Genomic DNA, 17,476 nt, shown 5'->3' on the forward strand with positions numbered 1-17,476 from the left:
TTATTGTATATCAAACACAACAGATTTTACCTTAGTCATGGCTTCAATACTATATTTAATACCTTGGACTCCCGCACCAGAGCCTTTAATCCCTAGGAATGGGAAATTATCGGGCCCACGTTGCGTTTTAGCATTAATATGCACAGTACCGACCTCCAATTTTGAAGCAAATTCAAAGGCTAATGGGTAGTTTTTCGTAAATATAGATGACTGCAAACCATATTCTGATTGATTACATAACTCAAGTGCTTCTTCAATAGATGATACGCGAATAATTGGAAGCACAGGACCGAACGGCTCTTCCCAAGCAATGTCCATCTCAGGAGTGACCTGATCCAACAAGGTTGGCCAAATTAGATTTTTCTCACGTTTGTAGGGAGTTAACTCCACTGCCCCTTTTGCTTGTGCATCCTGTACCAAACCTTCGATAAAGACAGCAGACTGTTCATCAATGACAGGCGTAATATCCTTATTTTCAAATGGATCCCCTACCGTTAATTTTTCAACTTCAGCCTGAAGCTTCTCAGCCAATTTGTCTGCAACTTCATTTACAACTAATACTCGCTTAATAGCAGTACAACGTTGACCAGAATAACTAAAGGCCCCACTAACGATTTCCTTCGCTGCATGATCCAAATCCGCATCGCTTAAGACAACAGCTGCATCCTTACCACCCAACTCAAGCATAATTGGACGAATACCAGCTAATTTCCCAACTTTTTGACCAATTGGTGTCGAACCTGTGAAATTGATAAAATTCACTTCAGGATGTTCAATAATATAGTCACCAATTTCTGATCCACGACCTGTTATTGTATTGAAAACACCAGCTGGAATACCTGCATCAGCAAAAGCTTGAGCCAAAAGCAAGCCCGAAATCGATCCTTGTGTTGGTGGTTTAAACATCACTACGTTCCCACCGATAAGCGCCGGAGCAATTTTAGAGGCTGACAAGTTGACAGGATAATTATATGGTGCAATAGCTAGGACAACACCAACAGGCTCACGACGAATCAAGGATATTTTTGATTTTGCAGCAGGTTCATACGTTCCCCCTTCTAAAGAGGCACCATAAACACGCAGACCTTCTTCAGCAGCGAAATGAATTAAATGCGCGGAGCGATCGACTTCACCAATCGAAGCTTTTATTCCTTTTGCTACCTCTTTTGCAAGAATTTCACCAATACTTTCTTTGCGTTCTTCTAAAATATCCGCAGCTCGGTGCAAATATTGGGCACGTTCGTATGCAGATAAAGCACGCCAAGCTGGCAAAGCCTTTCTTGCTGCTTCCATAGCTTTGTCGACTTCTTCCTGTGACATGGCAGGAACATTCCCCAACTCTTCTTGATTAATGGGCGAATAAATGGTTATTTTCTTTTCGGAATCAACCCATTTCCCATCAATATAATTCTGATACTGCTTCATTTCTTCCCTCCTTCTGGATAATGTGAACATTGTAACATAGCCAGAAATTATTTACAAGAATTTTTTGAAAATTTCCAATATTCTTTCGGATTTTGGTGCAAAAACATAGAAAAAAAGAGCCAATAACCATCTGACAACTCCAACAATGTCAGATGATTATTTACTCTTTTAATGATTATTCGAAATCAACATACTCTTTTTGAAGTTCAAGAACTTCTTCTGCCGTTGCACATTCTGTCAAAGCACGGTGAGCATATTCTTCCATTTTAGCTGTGTCAAGTTTCTTCATAAGGCTACGTGTACGAAGTACAGAAGTTGCGCTCATAGAGAATTCATCCAAGCCCATACCTACAAGAAGCGGAACAGCTTGTTGGTCACCAGCCATCTCACCACACATACCAGCCCATTTACCTTCTGCATGAGCAGCTTTGATAACATTATTAATCAAACGAAGGATTGAAGGGTTATATGGTTGATAGAGGTATGAAACTTGCTCGTTCATACGGTCTGCAGCCATAGTGTATTGGATCAAGTCATTTGTACCAATTGAGAAGAAATCAACTTCTTTAGCAAATTGATCTGCAAGCATTGCAGCAGCAGGGATTTCAATCATGATACCCACTTGGATATCATCTGCAACTGCTACACCTTCTGCCAACAAGTTTGCTTTTTCTTCTTCAAGAATTGCTTTTGCTGCACGGAATTCTGTTAACAAAGCAACCATCGGGAACATGATACGAAGTTTACCATGAACTGATGAACGAAGAAGGGCACGCAACTGAGTACGGAACATTTGGTTACCAGTCTCAGAGATTGAGATACGAAGAGCACGGAAACCAAGGAATGGGTTCATTTCATGTGGAAGGTCGAAGTAAGGAAGTTCCTTATCACCACCAATATCCATTGTGCGAACCACAACTGGCTTACCATTCATACCTTCAAGTACTGCTTTGTAAGCTTCGTATTGCTCATCTTCAGTTGGGAAGTCTTGAGAATCCATGTACAAGAATTCTGTACGGTAAAGACCAACTGCCTCAGCACCATTATCGTTTACACCTTCTACATCTTTTGGCGTACCGATGTTAGCTGCCAACTCGAAGTGTTTACCATCTGCTGTCACTGTTTGAGCGTCTTTTAATAAAGCCCATTCAGCTTTTTGCTTAGCATACGCTTCACCAGCTGCTTTGAATTCTGCAATGACATCTTCTGTAGGGTTGATAACAACATCGCCTGTGATACCGTTAACAGCGAGGACATCGCCATCTTTAACAATTTCTGTAATGTTGTTAGTACCTAATACAGCAGCAATTTCAAGTGTACGAGCCATGATAGCTGAGTGACTTGTACGACCACCAATGTTTGTTACAAAGGCTTTTACAAATTGTTTGTTCAATTGTGCTGTATCTGAAGGTGTCAAGTCATGTGCAATCACAATCGATTCTTCATCAATCGCTGCAGGGTTAGGTAAACGAACACCAAGCAAATGCGCCAAGACACGTTTTGCTACGTCACGGATATCTGCTGCACGTTCTTGCATGTATGGGTTGTCTTCCATACCTTCAAAAATCGCGATGAACATATCTGTAACTTCTTTCAAACCAGTTTCAGCATTTGTTTTCTTAGCACGAATCGTTTCTTTGATTTGACCAATCATTTCAGGATCAGAAAGAACCATCAAGTGAGCGTCAAATACTGCTGCGGCTTCTTCACCAAGGCTAGCTACTGCATTCTCACGAATAACAGAAAGCTCGTTTTGAGATGCTTCTAGAGCAGCATCCAAACGAGCTTCCTCTGCATTTGTATCTTCAACTGTAACAGTTTCAAAGGACAAATCTGGTTGAACGAGTAGATATGCCTTAGCAACGGCAACACCATCTGATGCTGCAATTCCTTTAAGCATTTCTGTCATGTTTTACGCCAATCCTTCTTTTTCCATTGTTTCAGTGATAGCTGCAATTGCATCGTCAGCATCTGCACCTTCAGCTGAAATAGTTACATCAGCGCCTTGACCAACACCAAGACTCATTACACCCATGATTGATTTAAGGTTTACAGATTTGTCTTTGTAGTTCAAAGTGATGTCTGAAGCGAATTTGCTAGCTGTTTGCACAAGCAAAGTAGCTGGACGTGCGTGGATACCTGTTTCTGCCACAATGTGGAAGTCTTTTGAAGCCATAGTTGGTTTCTCCTTTATTTTTACAATTATTTCGAGTCAATGTGATAACCCTTACAAAGAGCATTATATCATTTTTTGAAATCATTTTCAAGATTTTTTTATCGTTCTTTCAGTTTTTCAAGCCGAAAAACCCACCGAATGGTGAGTTCCTTTCTATTAAATACGAGCGATAAGTGCTTCAGCAAATTGGCTAGTTGACAGGCTTTCAACACCTAATGCACTGGCAAAATCAATCGTCACTTGTTGATGGAAAATAGCCTGTTCTAGAGCAACAATAATTCTCTCAGCAGCTTCATTCCATCCCATATACTCTAACATCATACAAGCAGACAGGAGAACTGAACTAGGATTTGCCTTATTCTGACCTGCAATATCTGGAGCAGTTCCATGTGTCGCTTCAAAAATTGCATGACCTGTCTGATAATTAATGTTGGCTCCAGGAGAAATGCCGATCCCTCCAACCTGAGCAGCTAAAGCATCTGATGCATAGTCTCCATTCAGGTTGGTCAAGGCCACAACATCAAATTTTTCAGGTGCCAATAAAATCTGTTGTAAGAAGTTATCCGCAATAATATCATTGATAACCAATGAACCATTTTCTAGCTCATTCGAAAATTCCTCTTGAGCTAATTCATAACCCCATTTTCGGAATCCACCTTCTGTAAATTTTTGAATATTCCCTTTGTGTACTAAGGTTACTGTTTTTAATTGGTGTTTTAGTGCATATTCAATAGCAGAACGAATGAGGCGTTTACTTCCCTCTTCAGAAATGGGCTTTATACCGATACTTGATGACTCTGGGAAACGGATTTTAGCCACTCCCATCTTCTCCTGAAGAAATGAAATGACAGTTGCAACCTCTTCTGTACCAGCATCCCATTCGATTCCTGCATAGATATCCTCTGTGTTTTCACGAAAAATTGTAATATCGGTTTTTTCTGGATGTTTTAATGGACTTGGAACCCCTTGAAAATACCGAACTGGACGAACACAAGCAAACAAATCTAGTTCCTGACGCAATGCGACGTTCAGTGACCGGTGACCTTTTCCAACAGGTGTACCCAAAGGTCCCTTGATGGCCAACAAATGCTCACGAATCGTTTTCAAAGTCTCATCAGGTAAAGACGTCCCGGTTAAAGCGTGAGCTTTCTCACCCGCCAAAACTTCTTTCCACTGAATAGAACGCTGACCATTGTATGCTTTTTCAATTGCTGCATCAATAACTTTTTGAGCCGCTGGCCAGATATCTTGACCAACTCCATCTCCTTCGATATAAGGAATAATCGGTTGATCAGGAACGATGAGTTGACCATTCTCAAGTGTAATCTTCTCTGCCATACTTACCTCTTTCCAATAGGGATATATTTTAGATTTCTGCTACCAATATAGGAAGAACGCGGACGGATTAACTTATTATTCTTCCGTTGCTCTTGAACATGAGCAATCCAACCTGCCATCCTACTCATTGCAAAAATGAGAGTGAAAATGTCGCTATCAATTCCCAATACATGGTAGACAGTCGCGGAGTAAAAGTCGACATTGGGAATCAACCCTTTTTTGTGTTTAATAAAATTCTCTACTTCCTCTGACAACTGATAAAATGCCTCATCATCAGTTCCAAGTGTCAAATCACGCGCCATTTCTTTCAAATATTGTTGACGAGGGTCCACAGTTTTATAAACACGGTGACCAAATCCCATGATTTTCTCTTTTGAATCCAACTTTTTCTGCAAGTATCCTTCCGTATCTCCGCTTTCACGAATCGCTAAGAGCATGTCAAATACACGCTCGTTTGCACCACCATGCAAAGACCCTTTTAAAGTCCCTATCGCAGTTGTGACACAAGAATACAAATCCGTTAAAGTTGATGCAGTGACACGCGCAGCAAAGGTTGATGCATTCAATTCATGATCAGCATGCAAAACAAGTGCTTTACTAAATGCTTTCACTTGCAATTCAGAAGGTTCTTCACCATTTAACATATAAAGGAAATTGGCAGCAAATCCCAAGTCTGAACGCGGTTCAATTGGAACCAATCCTCTTCTCAAACGAGCAAATGTTGCAATGATAGTTGGAACCTTTGCCATAATTTGAATAGATTGATCATACAAAGCCTCTAAGGAATTTTCTTCAGCATGTACATTATAAACTCCTAAGAGGGACACAGTTGAACGTAGCACACTCATCGGATGCAAGTGCCGACGAGATTGAATCAAAATACATTGTTCAACAGCGTCAGAAATTGCATACTCCTCACGCAACTTTTTCTCAAAATAATTCAATTCAATTTGAGTTGGTAAATGCAAATTCCACAGTAGATAAATGACCTCTTCAAAGGAAACATTATTATCCATTAACTCTGCGATATCGTATCCTGCATAAGACAAGCGATCATCTTCAATTGCGCTGATTCGCGTATCGCAGGCAATCGCATCTTTTAACCCATTTGTTTCTGTCATACGTTTCCCCCCAGTTTTTTTCTTACCACCATTGGTAAAATACCACCATGGCGGTAATAACGAATATCCGCTTCTGCGTCGAAACGCACAAGAGCTTGAAATTCTTTTGAACCTTTTTCAGAATTTGCATGGACGGTAACAACTTGTCCAACTTGTACATCTTCTGGTAAATCAATCGTATAGTGTTCATGTCCAGTTAAACCAAGACTTTCCGCTGTTTCACCATCCAAAAATTGAAGAGGTAGAACGCCCATCATGACCAAGTTTGAACGGTGAATTCGCTCAAATGATTCAGCAAGAACAGCTTTCACACCAAGCAAGTTTGAACCTTTCGCTGCCCAGTCACGGCTAGAACCCATACCATAATCTTTACCAGCAATGACGATACTACCGATACCAGCAGCCTTATATTTCATGGCTGCATCATAGATAGGAAGAATTTCTCCCTCATATGTGGTCCATCCACCAATTTTCCCATCTGCGAGTTCATTTTTTATACGAATATTTGCAAACGTACCACGCATCATGACCTCATGGTTACCACGTCGACTTCCGTAAGAGTTGAAATCCGCGTAAGAAATTCCATTTTCCTCTAGGTATCGTGCAGCAGGACTTAGACGGGCAATATTCCCAGCTGGCGAAATATGGTCTGTTGTCACTGTATCTCCAAATTTAGCCAAAACAGATAAGTTTTCCAGTGGTTTTATCGATAAATCTTCCTTCATGTTGTCAAAATATGGCGGATTTTGAATGTAGGTAGAAGATGGATTCCAAGCATAATTCTTATCTGTCTTTGTTTCAATTGCATTCCATGCTTGACTATCTGTAAAAACTTGCTGGTATTCTTGTTTAAAGAGATCACGCGTAACGTATTGGTCAATGTATGCGTCAACTTCTTCACGACTTGGCATAATATCTGCTAGATAGACTGGCTGATCATCCTTATCATATCCAAGTGGGTCTCTTGTCAAATCAACATTCATATTACCCGCAATAGCATAGGCAACAACAAGTGGTGGACTCGCTAAGAAATTGGCTTTCACAAGTGGGTTGATCCGTCCTTCAAAGTTACGGTTCCCAGATAATACTGCTGAAACTAATAAATCTTCATCTTTAATGGCTTCTGCTACTTCAGGTCGTAAATCACCTGAGTTACCAATACAAGTTGTACAGCCATAACCAACCAAATTGAACCCTAAAGCATCCAAATAGGTCTGTAAACCTGAATTTTTCAAATAGCCTGTTACAACTTTTGAACCTGGCGCCAAGGACGTTTTGACAGTCTTCGCAACAGTCAAACCTTTTTCAACTGCATTTTTAGCTAATAAACCAGCCGCCAATAGAACATATGGGTTCGAAGTATTGGTACAAGAGGTAATCGCTGCAATCGCAACATGTCCTGTTTGAATCAGTTCGTCGCCATCTGCATATTTAACCGTGGCTATCTTATCTAATTCTTCTTTCTCCAAACCAAATCCACGAACACCAACTTCACGTGTTACACTTGCTTGGAACTCATTTTTAGCATTAGACAATTCAATCAAATCTTGTGGTCTTTTCGGACCAGAAATGGATGGAACAATCGTAGACAAATCTAATTCAAGTACCTTGGTATAGGTTGGAATAGCTGTGCTATCATAGAATAAGTGATTTGCTTTTGCATATGCTTCTGTTAATTCAATTTGCTCCTCTGTGCGGTTGGTCAATCGCATGTAATTGAGGGTTTCAGAATCAATTGGGAAATATCCACAGGTTGCACCATATTCAGGAGCCATATTTGAGACTGTTGCACGATCTGCAAGAGCAAGGGAGGACAAGCCAGGTCCAAAAAATTCAACAAATTTTCCAACAACATTTTCTTGACGAAGCAACTGTGTCACTTTCAAAGCCAAGTCCGTTGCAGTAGCTACTTTCGGTAACTGTCCAGTCAAGTGAACTCCAATCACCTCTGGAATTGGAAAATAAGATGCTTCACCCAACATTGCTGCTTCCGCCTCAATACCACCGACACCCCAACCAAGTACACCAATACCATTGATCATAGTTGTGTGGCTGTCAGTACCAAACATAGAGTCTGGATAAAGTAAACCATCCTTATTAATGATAACGTCACTTAGAAATTCAATATTTACCTGATGAATAATCCCTGTTGCAGGCGGTACAGCACGGTAGTTTTCAAATGAATTTTCAGCCCACTTGAGAAACTCATAGCGCTCATTATTTCGTTCAAATTCTAAGGCGATATTTTGCTCAAGCGCCTGATCTGTCCCGAAAAAGTCAACTTGAACAGAATGGTCAATGACCAAATCGACAGGAATTTCTGGATTTATCAAGTCTGGGCTTCCACCAGCCTTGACAACAGCGTCTCGCATGGATGCAAGGTCAACCACTACAGGTACACCAGTGAAGTCTTGTAAAATGACACGACTAGGTTTAAAAGGGACTTCTCCAGATGGTGAAGAAGCCTGATAATGTAATAAATCTAAAATGTGATTTTTAGTAACATCAACTCCGTCTTCCTTACGAAGAAGACTTTCCAATAAAATTCGGATGGTATATGGAAGTGTATGAATATCCACACCATTTTCGGTTGCAACCGAATTCAATGCATAGTAAGAGTATTCTTTCTCATTATGAAGTAAGCGTTTTTTATACGATAGACTCATCGGCTCTGCCCTCTTTCAACATTATTATTTAGTATAGTATAGATTGTAATATTTATTCAATCAATACCTAACCAAACGTGTTACATCATGTGACATATTGCCTACTATTTAATAATCATATCAACCGTATCTGATTCTAATATACTCTTTATTTTTTGTCCTGCACCTACTATTATACATCAAGCGCAACCATTGAAAACCCTACCAAAAATCAATATTAGAAAGAGGTTTTGGCTTGTACACATACTATATTTGGTGTTGTCGATAAATATATTGCACAATATTTAGTGATTTATTCAGACAAGCTCCTTGACTTTAACTTCAAAATTTTGTATCCTAGATTGGTAACAAAAATGGGATATTTTTATCCTTGAGAGACAAAGGAGAAACTGAATGGTAACTATCTATTCAAAAAATGATTGTGTTCAATGTAAAATGACCAAAAAATTCTTGGACCAACACCAGGTGAAATATAATGAAATCAATCTAGATGAACAGCCTGAATTTATCGATCACGTAAAAGGTCTCGGTTTCTCAGCAGCACCTGTTATTGAAACGGATAATGATGTCTTTTCTGGTTTCCAACCAGGTAAATTAAAAGCCTTGGTTTAATTCCTAATCTACCCTACTATAATTAAGAAAGAGATTGCGACTATGAGTTTAAAAGAGCTAGGCGATGTGTCCTACTTCCGTTTAAATAACGAAATCAACCGTCCTGTCAATGGGCAAATCCCACTCCACAAGGACCAAGAAGCGGTTAAGGCCTTCTTTAAAGAAAACGTCCTCCCAAATACCAAGCAATTTGATAGTATTTTAGACAAGATTGCTTATCTATTAGAAGAAAATTACCTTGAAAAAGAGTTTTTGGACCAATACAGTCCAGAATTTATCATCAAAATTGATCAATTCTTGAAAGACCAAGATTTCCGCTTCAAGTCTTTCATGGCAGCCTACAAGTTCTATAACCAGTATGCCCTTAAAACCAACGACGGTGCCTACTACTTGGAGAGCATGGAAGATCGCGTTCTCTTCAACGCCTTGTATTTTGCTGAGGGCAACGAAGAATTAGCACTAAACCTGGCCAACGAAATGATTCATCTTCGTTACCAGCCGGCAACACCGTCTTTCCTCAACGCAGGTCGTGCTCGCCGTGGTGAGTTAGTATCTTGTTTCTTGATTCAAGTCACAGACGATATGAACTCGATCGGACGTTCTATCAACTCTGCTCTGCAATTGTCCCGTATCGGTGGAGGTGTCGGTATCTCTCTTAGTAACTTGCGTGAGGCTGGTGCTCCAATCAAGGGCTATGAGGGGGCAGCTTCTGGGGTTGTACCTGTTATGAAACTCTTCGAAGACAGCTTCTCCTATTCTAACCAGCTTGGACAACGCCAAGGGGCTGGTGTCGTTTATCTTGATGTTTTCCACCCAGATATTATTTCCTTCCTTTCGACTAAGAAAGAAAATGCCGACGAGAAAGTTCGCGTGAAGACCTTATCACTGGGTATCACAGTTCCTGATAAATTCTACGAATTGGCACGTAAAAACGAAGACATGTACCTCTTCAGCCCATACTCAGTTGAGTTGGAATACGGTGTCCCTTACAGCTACCTAGATATTACTGAGAAATACGATGAATTGGTGGCGAACCCTCGTATTCGTAAGACAAAAATCAAGGCACGTGACTTGGAAACAGAAATTTCCAAACTCCAACAAGAGTCTGGCTATCCATACGTTATCAACATCGATACAGCTAACCGTAGCAACCCTGTTGACGGCAAGATTATCATGTCCAACCTTTGTTCGGAAATCCTTCAGGTCCAAACACCAAGTGTTCTAAACGATTCTCAAGAATACTTGACCATGGGTACTGACGTTTCATGTAACCTTGGTTCAACTAATATCGTTAACTTGATGAAGTCACCTGATTTTGGACGTTCTGTTCGTACAATGACACGCGCTTTGACTTATGTCACAGATCATTCACACATCTCAGCTGTACCATCTATTGAAGCAGGAAACAGTCAGGCGCATTCAATCGGTCTTGGAGCTATGGGACTTCATTCTTACTTGGCTCAGAACTTGATTGATTACGGTTCAAAAACTGCCGTAGAATTTACCAACATCTACTTCATGCTCCTCAACTACTGGACTTTGGTAGAATCAAATAACATCGCTCGGGAACGAAAAGAAACCTTCCATAACTTTGAAAAATCAAAATACGCAGACAGCACTTATTTCGATAAATATGTAACTGGAGACTACCAACCACAATCCGAGCGTGTTAAAGAACTTTTTGAAGGCATCTTTATTCCAAGCGGACAAGATTGGGCTGACCTCCGTGAGAAAGTCATGGCAGATGGTCTTTACCATCAAAACCGCCTAGCTGTTGCACCAAACGGATCTATTTCCTATATCAATGACGTCTCTGCTTCTATTCACCCAATCACACAACGGATTGAAGAACGTCAAGAAAAGAAAATCGGTAAAATCTACTATCCAGCAGCTGGCTTGGCAACAGAAACCATTCCATTCTACAAGTCTGCCTACGATATGGATATGCGTAAGGTCATTGATGTCTACGCTGCTGCAACAGAGCACGTTGACCAAGGTTTATCCCTCACTCTTTTCCTACGCAGCGAGCTACCTAAAGCTCTTTATGAATGGAAGAAAGAAAACAAGCAAACCACACGTGACCTCTCTATCCTTCGTAACTACGCCTTCAACAAAGGTATCAAGTCTATCTACTACATCCGTACCTTTACCGATGACGGCGAAGAAGTCGGCGCAAACCAATGTGAAAGTTGTGTGATTTAAGACACTAACATTCGTTGATGCTAAAGCATCTAACGAATGAACGGTACTGACTATATGGTCAGTACCTAAGTGGCTTACTACCTCGAAAAGTCGTTAAGTTCGAACGACTTTTCTCAGGTCGTAACTTTCACAAGTCTAGCTGTTAGCAAGCCAACTAGCTAATCTACGCCAACCGCTATGAGCGGATTGGCTAGCTACCTTACTAACTTCGAAACTGAAGAAATATCGTCTTCAGTTTCTACGTGTCGTAAGACGTGAGTGCGTTTCAACAGTCTGGGGGACTGTTGAAAGTTGGAAATGAGAAAATAGGAAAGATCACAGAGATGGCTTACATCTCAAAGGGATTTATCTTTTTTGCCAAGTCTTTAGCCCGAACTCGATTTCAAGACACTAACATTCATTGATGCTAAAGCATCTAATGAATGAACGGTACTGACCATATAGTCAGTACCTAAGTGGCTTACTACCTCGAAAAGTCGTTAAGTTCGAACGACTTTTCTCAGGTCGTAACTTTCACAAGTCTAGCTGTTGGCAAGCCAACTAGCTAATCTACGCCAACCGCTATGAGCGGATTGGCTAGTTACCTTACGACACTGTCGTTCATGATGTGAAGCAACTATTGAGCGCTCAATTAAAAATCCCTTATGGGGGATTTTTTTACAGGCTACTATCTACTTGTGATATACTATTAGAAATACAAGAAAAAGAAAGAGAACATGATGGAAACCTATTACAAAGCCATAAACTGGAACGCCATTGAGGACGTAATCGACAAGTCTACATGGGAGAAATTGACTGAGCAATTCTGGCTCGATACGCGGATTCCCTTGTCAAATGACTTGGATGATTGGCGTAAACTCACAGCGGAAGAAAAAGACTTGGTTGGTAAAGTCTTCGGTGGATTGACCCTCTTGGATACCCTTCAATCTGAAACAGGTGTTCAAGCTCTCCGCAACGATATTCGCACACCGCACGAGGAAGCTGTCTACAACAACATCCAATTCATGGAGTCTGTTCATGCGAAATCCTACTCTTCTATCTTCTCAACCTTGAACACCAAGTCTGAAATTGAGGAAATTTTTGAATGGACAGATAGCAACGAATTCTTACAGCGCAAGGCAAAAATCATTAACGAAATTTATGAAAATGGTACGGCGCTTGAAAAGAAAGTTGCCAGCGTATTTCTAGAAACCTTCCTATTCTACTCTGGTTTCTTTACACCGCTCTACTATCTTGGTAACAACAAACTGGCCAACGTTGCAGAAATTATCAAACTAATCATTCGTGATGAGTCTGTTCATGGAACTTATATTGGGTACAAATTCCAACTTGGTTTCAATGAATTGTCCGAGGAAGAACAAGACAAACTTCGCGACTGGATGTATGACCTTCTTTACCAACTTTATGAAAATGAAGAGGGCTATACTCGTTCACTCTATGATGCAGTTGGGTGGACTGAGGAAGTCTTAACCTTCCTTCGTTATAATGCCAATAAAGCCCTCATGAATTTGGGACAAGATCCACTCTTCCCTGATTCAGCAGATGATGTAAACCCAATCATCATGAACGGTATCTCAACCGGTACATCTAACCACGACTTCTTCTCACAAGTCGGTAATGGCTACTTGCTCGGCGAAGTGGAAGCCATGACAGATGATGATTATCTATATGGATTATAAAAAGATCCATAAAAAAAAGCAGTTCATCTGAGCTGCTTTTTTATACCAAAAATAGTATCATCAAATAGGAAATCCCATTATTTAACATATGTAACGCCATTGGATAACGAATATCTCGTCTAATTAGATAAAGCCAACCAAGATTAAGACCCATAGTGAAATAAATCAAAAACTGTGGAATGGTTGCTGGAACATGGACTAAACTAAACAAACATCCTGTTACAATCAGATACAAGCTCACAGTTTTCATATCAGCCATTTTGGGGAAGAAATAGGTTGCCAACAAACCTCTAAAAATCAACTCCTCTAAGATTGGTGCAAAGACTACGACTGCTAAAAACGCAACCAAAGGGTAGGCAGATACAAATTGGATGACCAAAGTTTGATTTTGACTTTCAGATACTGGCACCAAAAGTTGGACGATGAAGAATACAATATAAAGTAAAATTGGCCAATAAATCTTATGAAACCATGATGAAGATACACTATAGTCAATGGTCTGCCGAGAATACACAAATTTCCATAATACAATTGTAAATGCAATTCCGAGTACGATACCAATAATCGCACAAACCCAAATCATATTCTCAATCAATTGAGCTGGAAATTCTGGAATAGCTTGTAATGTCGGTCCTACCATCAAAAATCCAGTAATAATTTGATAAGCAACAAAAAATAAAAACAATAATGCAGTGTGTTTGATAAATTTTAACATGATACCATCCCTTCCTTTTCTTTCAATAAAACTGACATCTGATTTTCTCCCTTAGTATTTTTCTGCAACTTTTCACCTTAGTTTGCAACTGCTTCACTTTTTTAACTGACAAGTAACTGAATAATAAATAAGCAAAGATTATCCATTGAAACATCTCCATATTTCCCTCCTAAATTAAGCCAACTCTTTACTCCAGTAGAATCAACAAAAATCCGAAAAAATTGTTGAAACTATGTAGGATGAGTGCATTGGTATATTTGCCAGAAATTTGATAGGCGAGCCCTAGTACTAGGCCCATGCCACTATAAATAATCCAAGATCCGATATTGGTCGGTACATGAATAAGACCAAATAGAAAACTTGATAGCAACAGACCAACAATAGAATCTTTACCAAAAACTTTCCCCATGAGAACCCCTCTGAAAAGCAGCTCCTCCAAAACAGGAGCAAATAATACTGTAAAGATAAATAAAAGTAAGGTCGGCAAACCTGAATGATTGAGGACTTCCTGATTGGCAGTCGTTTGACCATAACCCTCTTCTAGCATTATCAATTGCCCACCAATTATTTTCAGACCAAGCATAACGATAAAAGCAAGTACCATAAAACCAATATTCGCAACTATCCCCCACTTCTGCTCACCTTTCCATAGACCTAATTTTCCCGTTAAGATAAGACCAAGAACAATAGCGACCAACAAGAAGGTTGCTGCAATCAGTAAATTATTCCCATCAAAATTCGGTAAGGCAAACATCGCCATCTGGCTCAATACATTTAGTACAACGACTGCCAATCCCACTAAGAGAAACTTCCAATTTTTAACCACATTCCAGTTTCTCACATTTCCAAGTCTATTCATAGCAATCTCCTTCACATACACTAAATCAGTTTTCATTACTTTCTTTTTTGATCAATAGCAGAGCAGGCAAGCCCAAAACCAATGGCAAGAGGATATTCAGGGTTGATAAATCAATCTGCCCAGTCGCCAGCAATTCTCCGAAAATATAGCCAACTGCGTACATACCAAAGCCTATTAATAGGACAAGATAAATTTTCATAAACACTTTCATGTGCTAACCGCCATTTAAACTAAATAAGTTTGATTTTCTTACGATTGGCGAAAAAGAAGCTAACAAATCCTATAAAGGTCAACAGGACAACTGTCATAGGAGTGACAAACTGGAAATACTCTGTTGCACTTGTACCACTTTCCTGTGGGATTTGTAACTGCCAGAGGCCGTTACTGACTAGCAAACTCAAAACGGCAATCTGTAAGGTTTGATACAGAGTTCGTCTCATCATTTTCTTCCGAGCCAATTTCACATCACCCTTTGCAACAATCAATTTATCCAGACCCAACTGTTTGATAATGGCGTCCTGTTTGAATTGAGAATAAACCAATGTCAAGAAGAGGCAAATTCCCATGACATCTTCTCCCAGCGCAAAGCTAACTAGGAAGCCCCCCAGTGTCACTATCAGAAAGAGCATATACATATTGTTGCCGAAATTGGTCAAGGTCGCATAAGAGACCTCGTCTAACTCACCAACAATATCATAGAAATAACGAATTGCTTTGATGTGTACATTTTCCTTTTTCATAACTATTACCTAAAAACCTTTCACAACATTCTTATTTAAAGTAACGACGGACCATGCGAACCTGCATGACATTGATGTAAATGTGAAGAAAGGCAACAACTAGAAATGCTGTAATTTGTCGTTCCTGCAATAGCATGCTAAGTACAAATAGGAATAGATACAAACCTGGTAACACAATTTGATTAAGAGTAAAAACAATCTGGAAACTCATTTCGTAGTTGGCTTGCTTCTCACCTTCGTCCATTGCCTCAGCAAAGTCTTTCATCTCTTTTACCGTAGCAAAAGCCGACAACTTATAATCACGAATTTTCTGAGTAAGTTTCACAATAAAAATCTGAGAGATGAGAAGGATAACATAGAAAACTACGTCAAGAATGGACCCATACATAACCGCACTCTCTTCTAAGAAAGTGACTCCGAATCCTAAAACCAAATTTAACAATGTCAATGATACAGCTACATTGAATGAAATGGTCGCGTACTCTAGGTTACGATACATTTTTTTATATAGTTTGTCAACATGTTCTTCATCCTCATCTGAAATGGAATGATAAAGTTTATAATTTTGATTAGCTTTAAGACCAAAGTATACAGTTCCAACGAAAATTACAAAAGTAACGAATCGTAAAAAAATCATAACATTATCAAAGTTTAGAAATGACGGTAGGCCAAATTTTTCATTTAGCACTCCAAAGAAGCCCACAAAACCACCACAAATGGCTGAAATAAGCAAATAAGAAATATTCCTTATCCATCTTTGTTTTGTTGTAATCTGTTTCCCCTGTTTCATTCTTCTACCTCCACTAATTGAAAGACATTTTCCACATTTTCATTAAAAATTTGTGCTATGCGCATGGCAATGACCACCGAGGGCGTATATTCGCCCCGTTCAATCAAGCTAATGGTCTGCCGTGATACTTCTGCTAACTTTGCTAGCTCTGTCTGATTGAGACTATCTCTGGCTCGCAATTCCTTGAGCCGATTTTTTAAGACATATTCCATGACGTTTCCTTTCTAAGCTTGGTAGATAATCAAGCCTGTTTCTGTGTCTTCGACAGCTATATTTTCCTTGGCAAACTTGACCAATAAAAGATAAGTATAGTAGAAATCGCCTGCACAAGAGGCCGCATGCATGGTTGCTACCATGAAGTAAAGAGTGGTATTCATCATCCCAAATCCTGCTAACATGGTCAAGCCCAAACTAATCACAACAAAGGGAGCCAAGCTGATTACTAGCATTTGCATCCGATTGTAGAGCGAACCTGGACTGGTCGCATAGGCCATGCCCGATTTCCATTTAAACCCGTATTTGACAGGATTTTCAGGGCAAAAAATTTTAAAAAAGATGCCGTGGATAGCCTCATGTACAACTATTAAAAGAATATAGAGAGGGAAAAGCAACCATACCTCTGATACGGCCAGTTCCGAGTATTGTGAACCTTTAGCTATCAACCAACTACCTATCATTCCAAATACGAAGGCAAATGGAAAGATGAGTGCCACAGCAAGAATATTCAATCCCCAAACAAACTTCTTATTTTCCATGATATTGACTTCAAATAATTTCTTTTTTGCTTCCATTTTTCTTCCCCTTTGATTTCATTTTGTAAAATAGCAGAGCTGTCACAAATGTCGCCAGCAATGGAGGAAATAGATAACTCCTCTCAGTCAAACTCATCTCAAAGCCTAGCAGAGATAAAACTTTAAACACCAAAATATTTATCAAGAAGAGCACGAGAAACAATAGCACTACTTTCATACCATTTTTTACTGTCTTGTTCATTTTTCTTCTCCCTTTCTTAGCCGATAGCCAAATCCATAATCAACAAAGGCCTCGTCAATATCAAAAGAAGTATCATACTCTATTCATAACCGAATATGAGATTCCGAACGAAAGAATAGAGTATAGAGAATAAGAAGGCAAACTGGACTCACCCTGCAAC

Annotated in this window: 17 protein-coding genes; 3 read left to right on the plus strand and 14 right to left on the minus strand. The window is 39.7% G+C overall.

All coding sequences use genetic code 11. The features are described from left to right. The 6 genes from L6410_RS06385 to acnA all read right to left on the minus strand — a co-directional run bounded on the left by L6410_RS06385 (window position 1) and on the right by acnA (window position 8,726). Window positions 1-1,425 (minus strand): NADP-dependent glyceraldehyde-3-phosphate dehydrogenase, encoded by a 1,425-nt coding sequence (locus tag L6410_RS06385; protein ID WP_172024893.1) that lies wholly within the window; start codon window positions 1,423-1,425, stop codon window positions 1-3. Window positions 1,426-1,600: 175 nt separating this feature from the next. Beyond that, entirely contained in the window at window positions 1,601-3,334 is a 1,734-nt protein-coding gene (gene ptsP / locus L6410_RS06390; protein ID WP_024397329.1) for a phosphoenolpyruvate--protein phosphotransferase, read from the minus strand. Between the two features lie 3 nt (window positions 3,335-3,337). Then, on the minus strand, window positions 3,338-3,601 hold the full coding sequence (locus L6410_RS06395) for a phosphocarrier protein HPr (protein ID WP_024378446.1): 264 nt from the start codon (window positions 3,599-3,601) through the stop codon (window positions 3,338-3,340). A gap of 156 nt (window positions 3,602-3,757) precedes the next feature. Continuing rightward, a complete protein-coding gene (gene icd, locus L6410_RS06400; RefSeq protein WP_172006113.1) occupies window positions 3,758-4,939 on the minus strand; it encodes an NADP-dependent isocitrate dehydrogenase in 1,182 nt (393 codons plus the stop codon). A gap of 2 nt (window positions 4,940-4,941) precedes the next feature. Next, window positions 4,942-6,060: a citrate synthase gene (locus L6410_RS06405; protein ID WP_024397331.1), complete on the minus strand. Its 1,119-nt coding sequence runs from the start codon at window positions 6,058-6,060 to the stop codon at window positions 4,942-4,944. Beyond that, on the minus strand, window positions 6,057-8,726 hold the full coding sequence (gene acnA, locus L6410_RS06410; RefSeq protein WP_237395130.1) for an aconitate hydratase AcnA: 2,670 nt from the start codon (window positions 8,724-8,726) through the stop codon (window positions 6,057-6,059). The genes L6410_RS06405 and acnA overlap by 4 nt, the downstream gene beginning before the upstream one ends. A 393-nt stretch (window positions 8,727-9,119) precedes the next feature. On the opposite strand from acnA, the gene nrdH reads away from it, so the two are divergent. The 3 genes from nrdH (at window position 9,120) to nrdF (ending at window position 13,219) form a co-directional block, all read left to right on the plus strand. Continuing rightward, window positions 9,120-9,338, plus strand: coding sequence for a glutaredoxin-like protein NrdH (nrdH, locus tag L6410_RS06415; protein WP_237395131.1), 219 nt, complete (start codon window positions 9,120-9,122; stop codon window positions 9,336-9,338). 42 nt (window positions 9,339-9,380) lie between these two features. Continuing rightward, window positions 9,381-11,540 (plus strand): class 1b ribonucleoside-diphosphate reductase subunit alpha, encoded by a 2,160-nt coding sequence (gene nrdE, locus L6410_RS06420; RefSeq protein WP_237395132.1) that lies wholly within the window; start codon window positions 9,381-9,383, stop codon window positions 11,538-11,540. Window positions 11,541-12,259: 719 nt separating this feature from the next. Continuing rightward, the gene (nrdF, locus tag L6410_RS06425; protein ID WP_024405195.1) at window positions 12,260-13,219 is read left to right on the plus strand and encodes a class 1b ribonucleoside-diphosphate reductase subunit beta; all 960 of its coding nucleotides are present in this window, start codon (window positions 12,260-12,262) and stop codon (window positions 13,217-13,219) included. Window positions 13,220-13,259: 40 nt separating this feature from the next. Here nrdF and L6410_RS06430 read toward each other — a convergent pair whose 3' ends face one another. From L6410_RS06430 to L6410_RS06465, 8 genes are all read right to left on the minus strand, one after another. Further along, on the minus strand, window positions 13,260-13,934 hold the full coding sequence (locus L6410_RS06430; protein ID WP_237395133.1) for a CPBP family intramembrane glutamic endopeptidase: 675 nt from the start codon (window positions 13,932-13,934) through the stop codon (window positions 13,260-13,262). Window positions 13,935-14,121: 187 nt separating this feature from the next. Beyond that, window positions 14,122-14,793, minus strand: coding sequence for a CPBP family intramembrane glutamic endopeptidase (locus tag L6410_RS06435; RefSeq protein WP_237395134.1), 672 nt, complete (start codon window positions 14,791-14,793; stop codon window positions 14,122-14,124). A 25-nt stretch (window positions 14,794-14,818) separates the two neighbouring features. Next, complete coding sequence (locus L6410_RS06440; protein ID WP_237395135.1) at window positions 14,819-14,992, minus strand: hypothetical protein; 174 nt, start codon at window positions 14,990-14,992, stop codon at window positions 14,819-14,821. Between the two features lie 31 nt (window positions 14,993-15,023). Further along, window positions 15,024-15,533 (minus strand): DUF3278 domain-containing protein, encoded by a 510-nt coding sequence (locus L6410_RS06445; protein WP_237395136.1) that lies wholly within the window; start codon window positions 15,531-15,533, stop codon window positions 15,024-15,026. Between the two features lie 31 nt (window positions 15,534-15,564). Beyond that, a complete protein-coding gene (locus L6410_RS06450) occupies window positions 15,565-16,323 on the minus strand; it encodes a DUF3169 family protein (RefSeq protein WP_237395137.1) in 759 nt (252 codons plus the stop codon). After that, window positions 16,320-16,535: a helix-turn-helix transcriptional regulator gene (locus tag L6410_RS06455; RefSeq protein ID WP_004299042.1), complete on the minus strand. Its 216-nt coding sequence runs from the start codon at window positions 16,533-16,535 to the stop codon at window positions 16,320-16,322. Before L6410_RS06455 ends, L6410_RS06450 begins: the two co-directional genes overlap by 4 nt. Before the next feature lie 12 nt (window positions 16,536-16,547). Further along, complete coding sequence (locus tag L6410_RS06460; protein WP_237395138.1) at window positions 16,548-17,114, minus strand: DUF3267 domain-containing protein; 567 nt, start codon at window positions 17,112-17,114, stop codon at window positions 16,548-16,550. Next, window positions 17,089-17,316, minus strand: a complete 228-nt coding sequence (locus tag L6410_RS06465) for a hypothetical protein (RefSeq protein WP_237395139.1) — start codon at window positions 17,314-17,316, stop codon at window positions 17,089-17,091. The genes L6410_RS06460 and L6410_RS06465 overlap by 26 nt, the downstream gene beginning before the upstream one ends. Between the last annotated feature and the right edge of the window lie 160 nt (window positions 17,317-17,476).

This window comes from Streptococcus parasuis, assembly GCF_021654455.1.
In the GTDB taxonomy this organism is placed as follows: Bacteria; Bacillota; Bacilli; order Lactobacillales; family Streptococcaceae; genus Streptococcus; species Streptococcus parasuis.

Bases quoted from the DNA above. Each gene is read 5' to 3' on its own strand.
- L6410_RS06460 (WP_237395138.1), bottom strand. From the start codon at position 17,114: ATGGAAGCAAAAAAGAAATTATTTGAAGTCAATATCATGGAAAATAAG.
- icd (WP_172006113.1), bottom strand. From the start codon at position 4,939: ATGGCAGAGAAGATTACACTTGAGAATGGTCAACTCATCGTTCCTGAT.
- L6410_RS06465 (WP_237395139.1), bottom strand. From the start codon at position 17,316: ATGAACAAGACAGTAAAAAATGGTATGAAAGTAGTGCTATTGTTTCTC.
- L6410_RS06455 (WP_004299042.1), bottom strand. From the start codon at position 16,535: ATGGAATATGTCTTAAAAAATCGGCTCAAGGAATTGCGAGCCAGAGAT.
- L6410_RS06395 (WP_024378446.1), bottom strand. From the start codon at position 3,601: ATGGCTTCAAAAGACTTCCACATTGTGGCAGAAACAGGTATCCACGCA.
- L6410_RS06450 (WP_237395137.1), bottom strand. From the start codon at position 16,323: ATGAAACAGGGGAAACAGATTACAACAAAACAAAGATGGATAAGGAAT.
- nrdH (WP_237395131.1), top strand. From the start codon at position 9,120: ATGGTAACTATCTATTCAAAAAATGATTGTGTTCAATGTAAAATGACC.
- L6410_RS06405 (WP_024397331.1), bottom strand. From the start codon at position 6,060: ATGACAGAAACAAATGGGTTAAAAGATGCGATTGCCTGCGATACGCGA.
- L6410_RS06445 (WP_237395136.1), bottom strand. From the start codon at position 15,533: ATGAAAAAGGAAAATGTACACATCAAAGCAATTCGTTATTTCTATGAT.
- L6410_RS06435 (WP_237395134.1), bottom strand. From the start codon at position 14,793: ATGAATAGACTTGGAAATGTGAGAAACTGGAATGTGGTTAAAAATTGG.
- ptsP (WP_024397329.1), bottom strand. From the start codon at position 3,334: ATGACAGAAATGCTTAAAGGAATTGCAGCATCAGATGGTGTTGCCGTT.
- L6410_RS06385 (WP_172024893.1), bottom strand. From the start codon at position 1,425: ATGAAGCAGTATCAGAATTATATTGATGGGAAATGGGTTGATTCCGAA.
- acnA (WP_237395130.1), bottom strand. From the start codon at position 8,726: ATGAGTCTATCGTATAAAAAACGCTTACTTCATAATGAGAAAGAATAC.
- nrdF (WP_024405195.1), top strand. From the start codon at position 12,260: ATGGAAACCTATTACAAAGCCATAAACTGGAACGCCATTGAGGACGTA.
- L6410_RS06440 (WP_237395135.1), bottom strand. From the start codon at position 14,992: ATGAAAATTTATCTTGTCCTATTAATAGGCTTTGGTATGTACGCAGTT.
- nrdE (WP_237395132.1), top strand. From the start codon at position 9,381: ATGAGTTTAAAAGAGCTAGGCGATGTGTCCTACTTCCGTTTAAATAAC.
- L6410_RS06430 (WP_237395133.1), bottom strand. From the start codon at position 13,934: ATGTTAAAATTTATCAAACACACTGCATTATTGTTTTTATTTTTTGTT.